Source organism: Muricauda brasiliensis, from assembly GCF_003057865.1.
GTDB classification, from domain to species: Bacteria; Bacteroidota; Bacteroidia; order Flavobacteriales; family Flavobacteriaceae; genus Flagellimonas; species Flagellimonas chongwuensis.
Window position 1 is genome coordinate 321295 of sequence record NZ_QBTW01000001.1, and the last position, 14884, is coordinate 336178.

General features: G+C 43.4%; 11 protein-coding genes. 4 read left to right on the top strand and 7 right to left on the bottom strand.

Annotated elements, in window-relative coordinates; all coding sequences use genetic code 11:
• Nucleotides 1-76: 76 nt before the first annotated feature.
• Complete coding sequence (locus DCK90_RS01300) at nucleotides 77-484, top strand: hypothetical protein (protein ID WP_108244360.1); 408 nt, start codon at nucleotides 77-79, stop codon at nucleotides 482-484.
• Here DCK90_RS01300 and DCK90_RS01305 read toward each other — a convergent pair whose 3' ends face one another.
• The 3 genes from DCK90_RS01305 to DCK90_RS01315 all read right to left on the bottom strand — a co-directional run bounded on the left by DCK90_RS01305 (nucleotide 485) and on the right by DCK90_RS01315 (nucleotide 2622).
• Entirely contained in the window at nucleotides 485-1306 is an 822-nt protein-coding gene (locus DCK90_RS01305; RefSeq protein ID WP_108244361.1) for a universal stress protein, read from the bottom strand.
• A 105-nt stretch (nucleotides 1307-1411) separates the two neighbouring features.
• Nucleotides 1412-1702 carry a chaperone modulator CbpM gene (locus DCK90_RS01310; RefSeq protein ID WP_108244362.1) on the bottom strand — a complete coding sequence of 97 codons (291 nt, stop codon included), beginning with the start codon at nucleotides 1700-1702 and terminating at the stop codon, nucleotides 1412-1414.
• 5 nt (nucleotides 1703-1707) lie between these two features.
• Complete coding sequence (locus tag DCK90_RS01315; protein ID WP_108244363.1) at nucleotides 1708-2622, bottom strand: DnaJ C-terminal domain-containing protein; 915 nt, start codon at nucleotides 2620-2622, stop codon at nucleotides 1708-1710.
• Between the two features lie 172 nt (nucleotides 2623-2794).
• Here DCK90_RS01315 and upp point away from each other — a divergent pair, with 172 nt between their 5' ends.
• The gene (gene upp / locus DCK90_RS01320; protein ID WP_108244364.1) at nucleotides 2795-3448 is read left to right on the top strand and encodes a uracil phosphoribosyltransferase; all 654 of its coding nucleotides are present in this window, start codon (nucleotides 2795-2797) and stop codon (nucleotides 3446-3448) included.
• 2 nt (nucleotides 3449-3450) lie between these two features.
• On the opposite strand, the gene DCK90_RS01325 is transcribed toward upp, so the two are convergent.
• The 3 genes from DCK90_RS01325 to DCK90_RS01335 are packed head-to-tail and all read right to left on the bottom strand — an operon-like array spanning nucleotide 3451 to nucleotide 9255.
• The gene (locus DCK90_RS01325; RefSeq protein WP_108244365.1) at nucleotides 3451-6594 is read right to left on the bottom strand and encodes an efflux RND transporter permease subunit; all 3144 of its coding nucleotides are present in this window, start codon (nucleotides 6592-6594) and stop codon (nucleotides 3451-3453) included.
• An 8-nt stretch (nucleotides 6595-6602) separates the two neighbouring features.
• The gene (locus DCK90_RS01330; RefSeq protein ID WP_108244366.1) at nucleotides 6603-7811 is read right to left on the bottom strand and encodes an efflux RND transporter periplasmic adaptor subunit; all 1209 of its coding nucleotides are present in this window, start codon (nucleotides 7809-7811) and stop codon (nucleotides 6603-6605) included.
• Entirely contained in the window at nucleotides 7801-9255 is a 1455-nt protein-coding gene (locus tag DCK90_RS01335; RefSeq protein WP_108244367.1) for an efflux transporter outer membrane subunit, read from the bottom strand. Before DCK90_RS01335 ends, DCK90_RS01330 begins: the two co-directional genes overlap by 11 nt.
• Nucleotides 9256-9540: 285 nt before the next feature.
• Here DCK90_RS01335 and DCK90_RS01340 point away from each other — a divergent pair, with 285 nt between their 5' ends.
• Together DCK90_RS01340 and DCK90_RS01345 are read left to right on the top strand one after the other, a co-directional pair.
• Nucleotides 9541-11202 (top strand): sulfatase family protein, encoded by a 1662-nt coding sequence (locus DCK90_RS01340; protein WP_108244368.1) that lies wholly within the window; start codon nucleotides 9541-9543, stop codon nucleotides 11200-11202.
• 62 nt (nucleotides 11203-11264) lie between these two features.
• Entirely contained in the window at nucleotides 11265-12344 is a 1080-nt protein-coding gene (locus DCK90_RS01345; RefSeq protein ID WP_108244369.1) for a formylglycine-generating enzyme family protein, read from the top strand.
• Here the strand turns inward: DCK90_RS01345 and DCK90_RS01350 are convergent, their stop codons facing one another.
• Complete coding sequence (locus DCK90_RS01350) at nucleotides 12345-14882, bottom strand: ABC transporter permease (protein WP_199912631.1); 2538 nt, start codon at nucleotides 14880-14882, stop codon at nucleotides 12345-12347.
• Nucleotides 14883-14884: the final 2 nt, after the last annotated feature.

Below are 14884 nucleotides of genomic sequence, written 5' to 3' on the forward strand. Positions count from 1 at the left end.
CTAAAATTACTGATTTTGATCATGCATTCATGTCAATTGGATCAGTATATTTAATCTTGAGTTAAAAATTAAGAAAATGTTGAAATCTGGAAAAAAACAAGTGAACGAATTATACCAAAACCTAGGAAAACTCTTTTATGCCGTGGCCATGGCAGACCATAGTGTCCATATGAAGGAAATGGAAAAACTGAACGAAGTGGTCCGCGACCATTGGCTGGAGGTTGATGATATTGAAGATGAATATGGAACTGATTCTGCTTTTCAAATTATTTCTGTTTTTGATTGGTTATTGGAATATCAAAAGGACAGTGAAGAAATCTATGAGGAGTTTGAAGCATTCTATATGGGGCATAAAATTCTGTTCACCCCAAAAATCAAGCATTTGGCCATGTCTACTTCAAGGGCTATAGCCGCTGCATTTTATGGAAGCAATAAATCGGAACTTATCTTATTGGGTCGCCTCCAGTTACTCTTCGAAGAATAATTAAATTTTGATGGTCATTACCGGTATCTTGGCGTGATTGGATACATTCTCGGCCAAACTTCCAACAACAAAGTGGTCCAATCCCTTGCGGCCATGGGTTGGAATTACCAATAGGTCAGCGTTTCTTTCAAAACAATAACGCAGTATGCCCCGCTCCACGGAATTATCGTCATAAAAATGGATATCGATTTCCTTGCCCAATTCCTTTTTAAAGTTTTCCATCCGTTCGACCACATCATCCCTGCCCATAAAATTGGCGCCAGCACTGTGCACATATACAATTTCCAAGGAAGCGTTGTTCAATTGGGCAAAAGCCTCGGCTTTGCGATACACCGGAATGGCTTCCTTCTCCAGGTCACAGGCCATCACCATACGTTTAACATCAAATTCATTGGAGCTTGCCTTGATTACGATAACGGGAAGTTCAGAGGAACGCACCACTTTTTCCGTGTTGGACCCAACAAATAATTCCTTCAGTCCACTGGTCCCATGCGACCCCATTACGATCAAATCACAGTTTTGCTCAAGGGCCACCTGATTTACTTCTTCGAAGTCCTTATAATTTTGGATAACGCCGTCCACAGGAATACCGTTGAGATATTTCTTCTTGGTAAATTCATTGATTTTATCCTTTGCCAATTTCAAGAAATACTTGGCTTCTGCCTCTTCGGCTATTTCGGAATTGGCCAAAACGGAATCTGACATTCCGATCATGTGGAGCAAAACAATTTTGGCCTTATGTTGCTTCGCAATTTTTGATGCTGCTTCAAGGGCATATTCGGAATGCTTGGAGAAATCGACGGGTACCAATATTTTTTTCATGACATCAAATTTTAGGGGCTGGAATGTCTCCAAACCAACTTATCCTTAAAAATAATCTCTGAACGATTATTTTCCTATGACGCCTGTCATGTCAAAAAAACATACTTATTCTAATGTATTGAGTCTTCTTTTTAAAGCTGCCACCTCTTGTTGCAGACTTTCCACTTGACCTAACAAGTGGTGAATGGCCTGGATTCCTTCAGGGTTTATATCAAGTTCGTTATGTAGACGGGCCATTTTTTCCAAAAGTGGCAAATCTTCCAAATGTAGCTTTCCGTCTCCTTGTTCAAAATCTACATGTAGAATCTCATATTCGCACATGGAACGAACAAAAGATTCACCAACTCCATGGTGTTCACAAAATGTTTTTACCGATATATACTGTTCTTCCTTCATTTGTACTATGTTAGGTTGGTTTTTTCCAAGGATTCAAACAACGACTTTTGTTCCGGGGTCAGGTTTTTGGGCATTTTTACCACATACGTTAGGTACAGGTCGCCAAACTGTCCTTCCTTTTTATATTTCGGAAACCCTTTCCCCTTAAGTTTTACCTGTGTACCGTTATCGGTTCCGGGAGCTACTTTTAATTTCACTCTTCCTGTTAGCGTCTCCACCTGTATCTCTCCGCCCAAAACAGCTTTGATCAAAGGAATTTCAATGGTCTTGTACAGATTTTCCCCGTCGCGTTTAAAAGTTGTATTGTTGACGATGGAAAAGGTAATGTAGAGATCTCCTGCTGGGCCGCCTTCGATACCAGGGCCTCCATGCCCTTTGATTTTAATGGTCTGCCCATCTTCTACACCTGCGGGAATGGTCAAACGGATATTTTTTCCATTCACCGTTAGCGTTTGCTTTTGGGTTGTGTAAACATCTTTTAGATACAATTTTAATTCAGCATTGTAATCCTGTCCCCTAAACCGTACCCGTTGGCCACCGGAACCGAACCCGGCACCTCCGCCGCCGAACATCGACTCAAAAAAGTCTGAAAAATCCTGGGCTGAACCTCCTGAACGGCTGTACGTATACCCCGAACCAGTATTTTGACGAGCATGTTGTGAACGTGATTGCCTTGCTTTTTCAAACTCCTCAGCATGCTGCCAATCCTTACCATACTCATCATATTTTTTTCTTTTTTCGGGGTCGGAAAGCACCTCGTTAGCCTCATTCACACGTTTGAAGTTCTTTTCCGCCTCCGAATCGTTAGGGTTAAGATCGGGATGATATTTCCTTGCCAATTTCCGATAAGCCTTTTTAATCTCATCAGTGGATGCTTTATTGTCCACCCCCAATACTTTATAATAATCGATAAAATCCATAAGTCAATCTAGAAATCTGAGTTAGGTTGAACCGTAAACTACCTTATCAAATTTCGCTAAAATCTTCTTTCTTCACAATGACCTTTGTCAGAACACCACACTTTGCCTTCGAAAGTTTTTGATTTTCGTATCTAAGCTACAAGAAGTATCTTTAAGTTGATAAATCCAATACATGATTATTCATCAATTCGACCAGACCAATTCCATCTTGAATAGTTTTATTGCTGAAATAAGGGATGTCAATATCCAAAAAGATTCCATGCGGTTTCGCCGCAACATTGAACGCATTGGAGAGATTCTGGCTTACGAAATGAGCAAAACATTGGATTATGAACCAAAGGAAATCACAACTCCTTTGGGCACAAAAAAATCCTTTTCATGTTCTGATAAATTGGTGCTTTGCTCCGTGCTTAGAGCAGGATTGCCCTTGCACCACGGAATTTTGGGATATTTTGACGGGGCCGAAAATGCCTTTATTTCAGCATACCGTGACCATCCCAATAATGATGATGATTTTGAAGTTATTGTAAATTATTTTGCAGCGCCTCCGCTTGATAATAAAATCTTGGTGCTAACGGACCCCATGCTGGCCACGGGAAAAACTTTGGAAAATGTCCTCAATGCCCTAAAAGGTCATGGTTCGCCAAAACAGATTCACATTATTTCCGTCATTGGTTCCAAAACCGGTGTGGCAAAAGTAGCTAAAACATTTCCCGATAATACCCAGTTGTGGATTGCAGCTGTGGATGAAGGGCTTACCAGCAAAGGTTATATTGTTCCAGGTTTGGGCGATGCCGGTGATTTGAGCTACGGGTTAAAATTATAAAATCAAATCGCACTCTCCGACACGTCCACTTCCTTGACCGTTCTTCCTTTTTGAATGGACAACCGTGCATCTTCAAGAATCAGGTATAGACATGGTACTATAACCAATATGATAGCCGTCGCAAACACAATACCGAATCCAAGTGAAATGGCCATGGGTATCAGATAAAATGCCTGACTTGAGGTTTCCAAAATAATGGGGGCCAAACCACCAAAAGTGGTCATGGTAGTTAAAATTATCGGTCGGAATCTTCTCAGCCCGGCTTCGTGAATGGACTTGTAAATAGGATCGCCTTCCTTTCTTCGCTTGTTTGCATAATCGATCATGATCAAAGAATCATTTACAACTACACCAGACAATGCTATGACTCCCATCAAACTGACCAAAGAAAGGTCGTACCCCAATAAAATATGTCCAATAACAGCTCCTACGATCCCGAAGGGAATGGCCGTCATCACAATCAAAGGTTGCACATAACTGCCAAAAGCTATGGCAAGTAATGCATAAATTAAAAGCATGGCTATGGCAAAACCGGCCCGAAGGGTACTTGTACTTTCCCGCATATCTGCCTGACTTCCCTCAAAAGTCCATGTAATCCCAGGGAAATCCGCTCTCAGTTGGGGCAATGTTTCCTCCTGAACTTTTGCAATTACCCTGTTGACAGCATTAGCTGGTTCCACATCCATGCCGACATTGACGACCCTACGGCCATCCCTACGGTTTATACTGGTAAAGGCCTCGCGCTGCTGAACCTCAACCACATCCATTAAGGGTACCTCTACTCCATCTTGTGTCCGAATCAGGAAATTTTCGAGGTTTTTGATATCCTTACGTTCTTCCATGGGAAGTTTTACACGGACTTCAATTTCATCCATACCCCGGAGCTGTCTCATGGCCAATGCACCAAAAAACCCGTTCCTTACCTGCCTTCCCACCTCATTGGAGGTCAGTCCCAAGTTCCTTCCTTGTGGCAAGAGCTTAAAATCGTACTGTAATTTTCCTTTATTGTAATTATCGGTGACGTCCCGTGTATTAGAGAACATCTCCATACGCTCAACAAATGCGGTACTGGCCTTTTCCAGCACATCGATATCAGTATGGCTCAAATCTATACTGATTGCCTGTCGGGCACCTCCGGGACCTCTTTCGGCTTCAAAGGTAATTTGATCAACACCTTCTATGTCCCCAATATTATCACGCCAAAGAGCAATTACCTCCCCGGCGGTAATATCCCTCTGGTCCGGCGGCAACATTACGATTTCCACATCAATAAAATTTTGTCCACGTACATTGGTCTTGATCCCCTCGGCAACCTCGTATAAATTATGTTCTTCGAACATTCTTTGGGTAGCATCGGAGATATCGTGGGCTACCTTGGCAGCTTGGTCCGGAGTTGTTCCTACTGGCAAGCGGACACCTGCCTCTATTTCATCCGCCGCTACTTCCGGCATCATGATCATTCCCATATGCCCACTGTAGCCATATCCTCCTACTATCAATAAAAGTGCTACAGCACTTGACAGGGTAATATATCTATGCTTAAGACACTTGTCCAGTAATGGGCGGTACCATTTATCGACCAGCTCATTGAACTTGTTGGCAAAAGCACCTTGCCAACTTTCAAGTTTATGCACCCATTTATTCTTGCTCGGATCCTTTTTTAAATGGGCCAAATGCGATGGTAGAATAAATAATGCCTCTAACAAAGAAACCGCCAATATTACAATGACCACCGCTGGAAGGGGTTGCCAAAACTTACCTGTTTCCCCTGGCATAAAAAGCAGTGGTACAAAAGCAATAATGGTAGTGGTGATACTGAAGACCACCGGAAGAGAAACATCTTTGGTTCCTGCAATGGCCGCCTTAATGGGACTTAGCCCTTTTTTCCTGTATTCGTACACGTTTTCCCCGACCACGATGGCATCATCCACCACGATACCAAGCACGACCAAAAACCCGAACATGGATATCATGTTTACACTGATTCCGATTAGAGGAAGAAAAATCATTCCACCTATAAAAGAGACCGTCATCCCCATCATTACCCAAAAGGCCAAACGATATTCCAAGAACAAGGTGAGTATCAGCAAAACAATGATGATGGCCAGCACACCATTTTCTGTCAATAGGGACAATCGTTCACGGTAGTCGGACGCCCTATTGCTATCGGTACGGTAATTTACACCGGGCGGCAACTGGAAATCCTCAAGTATGCCTAAAGCTACATCCTCGATTTCCATTGGGGATTGGTCGCCTATCCTAAATATTTGGAGTTCCACATAATTTTGTTGATTAAACTGTCCGTGAAATCCGGTTTCTTCAAAATCATCGGTAATGGTCGCAATATCGCTCAAACTCACTTTGGCTCCTGATGGTGCTGATACAATGGTGATATTACCGTATTCGTCCGCCCATTGCTTGCGCTCCTTCATTCTCAACAAGATTTCACCGCTCTGTGTCTGCACTGCTCCTGCCGGCACATCGTTACTGCTCTGGCGTATAATGTCCGCAACTTGGCCAAGGGTCAAGTTATATTTTTGAAGGTTGTTGCGATTAATTTCGATACGTGTCTCATAATCGGGAACATTGTTGAGCTCCACTTGGGTGATTGCCGGATTGCTCAATAAAATGGTCCTCAAACGTTCGGCCAGTATCCGAAGCGTCCAAATGTCCGCCTTTCCATAAAGACCGATTTGAAGTACATCACGTTGTCTGGACCGCAGGCTAACCTCTGGCCGTTCTATATCATCAGGGAAAGTTCGAATTCTGTTGATGGCCTGATCAATGTCCTGAAAGGCTTTCATTCGTTCGGAGCCTGCGATAAGTTCTATACTGATTTGACCCGACCCCTCATCGGCCTGTGAAACGATTTCCTTTATGCCCTGAACGCTTCGTACGGCTTCTTCTACAGGTTGAAGGACGCCTTGTTCCACCTCTGCTGGCGAAGCACCCGGATAGGCCACGGATACATCAACAAAATCCAACTGGAACTCAGGAAAAACTTCTTTTTGGATTGTATACATGGTAAAAATACCACCACCCAAAAGTATCAGCATCAATAGATTTGTGGCGATTGAATTTCGGGCCATATAACCTATGGCCCCTTCCTTCCTTACTTTTCCATCATTTTCCTTATCGTCCATCATAGCAGCTTTTAGTCGTTTTCGTTATCTGTGATTTCTTCCGAACGTGTTCTGAGTTCCACACCATTGGTAACCGTACTCAAATTTGTGGTCACCACATTCTCTCCATCTTGGAGTCCTGATTTCACATAAGCATATTCGTTGTCAGTCAGAATAATGTCCAGTTCACGTATTTCCAAAAGGTTGTCCTTCATTACCCATGCCGTTTGATTGCTCCGCACCAAATCACGGTCCAACCGAACCACATTTGGAATGGAATCTGCTTGGATATTTACCTCGACAAAAGTTCCGATCATCAATTTGGGAGCTCCCTCTAGTTCCTTACTTGTAGCCAAAGGGTCGTTCACACGCACCAATACCCTTGCCAACCTGGTTTGATTGTCCAAAGCGCCTATCTGTCTATCCAAAAAGCCTTCGCGTTGTGCGCTGGATGGCCATGCGGATGAGTTTTCGATATGGACAACTGAACCCTTTTCATCCTCGGATTCGGGGAATTTTAACCATTGCAAACGAGAAACGGGTACCGTCGCCGTTACCCAATAGCTATCCGTTCCCACAATTCTTCCAAGGTCGTCCCCTTGGGAGACTTGCGAGCCAACGGTTACATTTTGACTTAGAATATGTGCATCGAAAGGGGCACGGATGGTCGTACGCTCCAAATTAAGTTGTGCTTGATTCCTTGAGGCCCGAGCAGCTTCTATATTGGCCTTTACTGCATTCAATTGCGGTTTACGAAGTACCAATTGTGTCTCATTATCGGATAATGGGTTATCCCCGAACAGGGAGTCGTTATTGATGAGCTGTAAATCTTGTTCGGCTATCTGTTGGCGTCCCATCTCTGTGGCCAATGCTGTTTCGGATTGCAGGAGCTCACTTTTGCGAAGTTCCAAAGTATTGCGATAATCCGATGGGTCTATCTGCAATAACACCTCTCCTTTTTTTACAAAACCTCCCGGGGTAAAGGCTGGGTCTCGGCGAACAATCTGTCCGGGCACTAACGGACTCAAGGTTACGTCTTCCACAGGCTGTACCGTGCCCGTAGCCGAGATAATGGGTGCGTAGGTTCCTTTCTCCATAGTAACCACATCTACCAAAATCGCGGTTTCAATGGTCGCCCCTTCGCTTTCTGCCTCCGGTTCGGTGGAGAAGATAAGTGTGGTGACCAAAATTCCACCAACAATTATGGCCAAACATATCCAAATTACTTTTTTATTGCTCATATAATTCGTCTACTTTACTTTGTTTGTCTTCTATATTTCTACCGGTATCAAATCCTCCGGCCAATGCCCTGTACAGAGCAATTCTGATTTGAACGTGTTGCAATTGAGCGAATACCAGATCTCTTCGGAGCTGTTGCTCTTGATCTAGTCCCAACAACACATCCAAATATGGGCTAAAGCCGTTCAAAAATTCAACACGTAGTTGCTTGTTGCTTTTTTCGGCCAATTCCAGTTGACGCTGGATATTTTCCAATCTCGCGGTTTGCTGAACATCTTGCACCATGGCATCTTCTACCTCTCTAAAAGCTACTAGAGTGGCTTGGCCATATTCATACAAGCGTTGTTCCTTAATGGCAGTTGTCCTATCTACCTCCGCATTTAGCCTTCCTCCATAAAAAACCGGTGCTAAAAGATTTCCCGCCAAGGAATACGCCCAATTATCGAAAAGGTTATCAAAATTATTGGAACGCAGTTGCCCCCTACCACTCAAGGAGAGTCGTGGATATTTGCTCTGCACGGCTGAAGCCATATCCCTATCCGCTGCCAATAATAATGCAAAGGACTGTTTCACATCCGGTCGTCGCCGTACCAATTCCAAGGGCAGACCGGTATCGGGCAATTCTGGTATATTGGGCATGGTAGATTCTTCCATTGAAATTCCGAGTTGTGGTTGCTTGCCCAACAAAACAGACAACTGGTTTTCCAATAGTTGAACATTAGTCTCAAAAATTATTTTCTGCTCCTTTGTACTTTCCAAGAGCTGGGCTTGACGTAAAATATCAACAGCCCTGATTTGGCCTCCCACAAACCTTGACCGAATCAATTTGATGATGGCCTCATTCGTTTTAATTTGATCTTCTGTAATCTGTAACTGCTCTTTTGCCGCCTGTAATTGATACCAGGTGGTGGCTATTTCCGCAGAAAGGGACAGGGAAAGTGCCTCGTAATCAAAATAACTGGCTTCAGACCTAAATGTTTCTGCGTCTATCGCAGTACCAATTCGTCCCCATAGGTCTACTTCATAACTGGAAAAAAATCCCAACTGTGTATTCTCACCACCCACAAAATCGGGTTCGGGAAGCGTTCTTGCTGTTTGGGCGGATGCTTCCAATGTGGGCCATCTGTTAGAAGTCTGCGACCTCACTGAAGCTCTGGAAGCTATAAACTGCTGCCATCTAGCAGCTAAATTTAAGTTGGAGTGCATCGCGGTATCTATGAACGTATTCAATTTCTCATCGTTAAAGACCTCCCACCATTTGCCGGACACCAATGTGTCGCCACTTGCCCTAAATTCCTGAAAATCTTCTATTGGAGGTGATAGATTCGAATATTTGGGGGAGCAATTAAAGTAAAGTGCCCCTACGGAAAGAATACAGACAAAAATCCAAAGGTTTTGCCAACGGCCAATTTTGGGATTCACCCGTACCATATTGTTTTTTACCATTACCTTGATTTGATGGACGTAGTTTAATAAAAACTCTACCTATATAATTTCGTGAATTTCAATGGATTTTAAAAATAAAACTGCTCCAACTACACTACCACACCTCTCAACGTCAAGTTTATACTAACAAGCCGTTTCTACCATAAAGAAATTTTTATCGAGGTGATGGCCGCTAATGAACAATACATAACAAAATACTTAGTTTGAAGTTGATGGGGGTCAGAGTTAATATTCCAAATAAGTTGGTATATTATACCGCCTTAAAAACTAAACAACTTTATTATCATGAAATACTTATTTTACGCCTTAGTGGGCCTTTGCTTGTTTATTTCTTGCAAGGACAACAAAGAGAAAACTGCGGAGCAAGAAAAAGAAGACCAAAAACGACCAAATATTGTTTTTATCATAAGCGACGACCATGCCTATCAAGCCATCAGCGCATATGGAGGACGATTGGCCGAAGTGGCCCCTACCCCCAACATCGATAGAATTGCAGCGGAAGGAATGTTGTTTGAACGCTGTTTGGTCACCAATTCTATTTGTGGGCCTTCAAGAGCTGCCATCCTCACCGGAAAGTACAGTCATTTAAATGGGTTTATCGACAACACTATTGGTTCTAAATTCAATTTTGACCAACAGACCTTTGGTGAATTGTTACAGCAAGCAGGATATAAGACCGGTGTCTTGGGTAAACTTCATTTGGGGGATACACCTTCCAAAGGGTTCGATTACATTGATATTTTACCAGGTCAGGGATCATATTACAATCCAACCTTTATAAACGAACAAGGTCAATATGAACTCGAAGGTTACACTACCGAAATTATCACGGAAAAAGCCATTGAATGGATGGACTCGGTGAAGTCGGAAGAACAACCCTTTATGCTGTTTTTGGGCCATAAATCACCACATAGACCATGGCAGCCAGGGCCAAACGAACTGGGTATGTACGAAGACGTTGAAATACCTGAACCGGTAACCCTGTTCGATGATTATTCCGGTGGCCGTGAAGTAGCGGGCATGAACTACATGTCCATTTCCGAATCCATGAAAATGGGGCCAGACCTTAAAATTACCGACCAACCGCAGAATGGCTTTACCGAGGAACAACAAAAAATGTGGGATTCCATTTATGGACCCATCAATGAAGAATACAACAAGAACAAACCAACGGGAGATGCACTGACACGTTTCAAGTATCAGCGCTATATGAAAGATTATTTAGCAAGTGTTGCGGGAGTCGATAAAGGTGTTGGACATGTTCTGGATTATTTGAAAGAGGCAGGTTTGGATGAAAATACCATTGTTATCTATACCTCCGACCAAGGTTTCTATTTGGGAGAACATGGCTGGTTCGATAAGCGTTGGATGTACAAAGAATCTTTACGTACTCCTCTATTGGTCAAATGGCCCGGCAAGGTAAAACCAGGCACCATAAACACGGATTTGGTTTCCAATATCGACTTTGCAGAAACGTTTCTTGACATTGCCCAGACCAATATCCCCGGTGATATGCAAGGTAAAAGTTTGGTCCCGATTCTTGAAGGTGAAACCCCTGAAGATTGGAGAAACGAACACTATTACCACTATTACGAGCACCCTTCGGAACATGATGTTCGCAGACATTACGGTATAACCACCGACAGGTACAAGTTGATTCATTTTTATTACGACCTTGATAAATGGGAATTGTATGACCTAAAAAATGACCCTAGCGAAATGAACAATATCTATGGCGACCCAGATTATGCAGACGTTCAAGCAAAATTGCATGAAGATCTTGAAAAGCTAAGGGCAAAATATGAGGACAACGATTCTTTGAACCAGAAATTCATCGAGGAGTATAATGAAAAAGTAAAGGACAACCCATTGATCGAATATTGGAAAATCGCCCCTGAAGAACGGGCTAAGATGTTCGAAGAATACATGAAAAACAAAGGGGAATAATTTTTTTCCGCTGTAGTGATACGTCCTAAAAAAAATAGTTTGAGTTTCCAGAAAATAAATTGATGATTTCCAAACCTTTAAATTTTATTTACCTCGTATCATTTATGTTGATATTGGGCTGCAAATCAAAAACTGAAAAATTGGATAATTCAGCAAATTCCAATACCGAAAGCCCTCAAAAACCTCCAGCAAAAGCGCCGGAGGGTATGGTATGGATTCCCGGTGGGAAATTTATGCAAGGTGCCGTCCCCAACGACAGAATGGCCATGGGACACGAAAAGCCTGCTCACAAAGTATATGTCGATGGCTTTTTTATGGACATCCATGAAGTGACCAACAATGAATTTGCAAAGTTTGTGGATGAAACAGGCTATGTCACCGTAGCCGAAAGGGAAATTGATTGGGAGGAAATGAAAAAACAGTTACCTGCGGGTACGGAAAAACCCCATGACTCCATTTTACAGCCAGGTTCATTGATTTTCAAAAAGACAAAGTCCAGTGTTCCTAATCTATACGACTATTCACAATGGTGGGAGTGGAAAATCGGCGCCGATTGGAGACACCCCAACGGACCTGATACCAACATCGAGGGCAAAGATGACCACCCCGTTGTCCATATAGCGTATGAAGATGCGCTGGCGTATTGTGAATGGGCCGGACGCAGATTGCCCACCGAGGCCGAATGGGAATTTGCTGCCCGGGCCGGTAGGTCCGATAGCAAATTTTTCTGGGGGGACGATATTTCACAATTGAGCTCCCATGCCAATTCTTGGGAAGGTGAATTTCCGGTGGAAAACACCATGGAAGATGGTTTTGAGCGCAGGGCGCCCGTGATGAGCTATCCCAAGAACGATTTTGGATTGTACGATATGGCCGGGAATGTTTGGGAATGGACCAGTGACTGGTACAACACCAATTACTACGAAGAACTGGCCTCAAGCAATGAGACCACCCAAAATCCAACAGGGGCGACCCGCGCTTTTAATCCGAACAATCCGTACGCGGAAGAAAGGGTAATCAAAGGAGGTTCGTTTCTTTGTAGCGCCTCTTATTGTGCAAGTTATCGAATTTCGGCACGTATGGCCACCAGTCCCGATTCGGGACAGGAACATTTAGGGTTTAGAACGGTAATGTCCGAATAATTATTCCTTTTCCTTTTTAAGTACGGATAACGGGGAATTTCTAACAATTCCAATACTGTTACCGACGCCCAAAGCAAAAACCAAAAATGTAATTGCCGGCAGTATAACAATAAATGGTATGGCCGAGGGTACAAATGTAGTCTCAAACAGCATCCAAGCCAGCAAGGTACTTCCCAAAACCGCCAGTACAACGCCCATAAAAGCACCTAAAAATCCTAGAACGGTATACTCGATGGCTATCATTTTTAATATTTGAGAGGTTTTGGCGCCAAGGGTCCTTAGCAATGCTCCTTGCTTCACCCGCTGATGCTTGCTGCTGTATATAGCGCCCATAAGCACTGCAACACCAACAAATATGCTGAAAAAGGCCATAAAGTTGATTATCCAACCAATCTTGGCCAAAATATCTTCCAAAAGGGATAAAATTCGCTTTAAATCCAAAATGGATACGTTGGGATAATCCCTTACCAATGTCTGTTGTAACGTGGCAGAAGTATCGTCATCCGGTGTTCGAAGGGTCATCACGCCAAATTGGGGTGCATTTTCCAAAACTCCTGCAGGAAAAACCACCGAAAAGTTAGGTTGCAATCGGCTCCAATCAACTTCTCGAATACTTTGTACGGCCGTATTCATAATCCTACCTTGAACATTGAAGGAAACCGGGTCACCGATATTGACCTTGGCCATATTGGCGAAATCGCTGCTTACGGAAATCGGAATGTCACCATCTGAGTTAAAATTGTTCACCCATTCGCCCTGTAGTACTTTTTCGGAACCGATAAGGCTGTCACGATAAGTTACCCTAAATTCATGGTTCAATATCCACCGGCCTACTTGCGAAGTGGTGTCCTTTCGGATATCCTCCACATGTCTACCGTTCAAAGTTTCTACCCGCATGGTCACGATGGGAATTTTGTCTATTATGGGCAGACCCGAAGCTTCAATAGTATTGGATACCGCTTCCATTTGTTCACTTTGGATATCCATAAGAATCATATTTGCACTGTTCGCACTATCTTCAATGGCTGCTTTTTCCAGCAACATGTCCTTGGTAAAATACAAAGTGCTTATCAAAAATGTGCCTATACCTATTGACAGTACCAATACCAAGGTCTGATTTTGGGGACGGAACAAATTTTTCAGACTTTGGCGGGGAACAAACCCCCAAGAATACGGGAAAAACCTTTTCAATAGGGCCATAAAGAATCGGGCCACAGCGGTCAAAATCAAAAACACCACCAGTAGACCTCCAACGAAAAAGAGTGACCTTAACAAATCATCCAATAACCAATAGGAAAACCCGAACACAAAAAGTATGATTCCCAAGCCTACTAATGCCGTGGCCCTTCTTGAGCGGGTTTGTGTCTCTTGTACCACACGTAGAGCCTGCAGGGGAGATACATATAGTGTTTTCATCAAGGGATAGAGCGCGAAAAGTACAGACATAGCCAACCCGAGTGACAATCCCAGAACAATGCTTTGAAGAGACAAAGTTATTTCTACTTCAACCGGAATCAAATCGCCTAGTAGTACTGGGAACAATTGTTGCAATCCATAACCGATTAGGGTACCCAAAAGCCCTCCAATAACACCCATGCAGGCTATCTGAACAAAGAAAATCAAATAGCTCTGCTTCTTTGAAGCACCCAAACATTTGAGCACGGCAATGGATTTTATCTTCATTTGAATATAGATGCCCATGCCACTAGCAATACCGACACACCCTAACAACAGAGCAATAAACCCGACCAGATTAAGGAACTTTCCAAAATTCTCATATCGTCTGCCCAGACGCCTAGCTTCGGACAAATGGGTATCCAGGTCGGCTTCTTCTGCATCCAGCACTGGTTCCACTTTCTCGCTCAAAAGAGCCATATCCTGACCTTCATCTGCCCTAAAATAATATTTGTATTCGATTCGGCTACCGGTCTGTACCAGACCAGTAGTCTCTATAAATTGAAAAGGGATAAGTACGGGAGGCGCAATCGCACCGAAAACAGAAGTGCTGCCCGGAACGTTTTCCAATGCTCCTGCAATAGGAAGGGTAACGGCGCCCAGTTTGATGCTATCCCCTTTCTTCAGATTGAGCTGTAGCATGGTGGTGGCATCGACCAAAGCTCCATTGTCCAGATAACTATTCTTCGCCGATGATGGATCGGTCTCCAAATCCCCGTAGAACGGAAAACCTCCTTCCACTCCCCTGACTTCCATCAACTTGGTGCCATTGTTACCTGGAAAAGCGGCCATTGACAAAAAATTGATTTCCTTGGCATCGGAGCCGCCCAAGGAGTCCATAATACCCTGAACTTTATCGTTTACAGGTTTATCGCTTTCTATGACATAATCCGTGCCCAATAGGGATTTGGAATGTAATGCTATATTTTCCTTCAACAACCTGCTAAAAGAATGGACACTGACCACTGCGGCCACTCCCAAGGTAATGGAAAAAACGAACAGTAGAAGTTTACCATAGCTTGCTTTTCCATCGCGCCAGGCCATTTTTAGAAGCCATAAGAATCCAGCGTTGATTTTTCCCATAA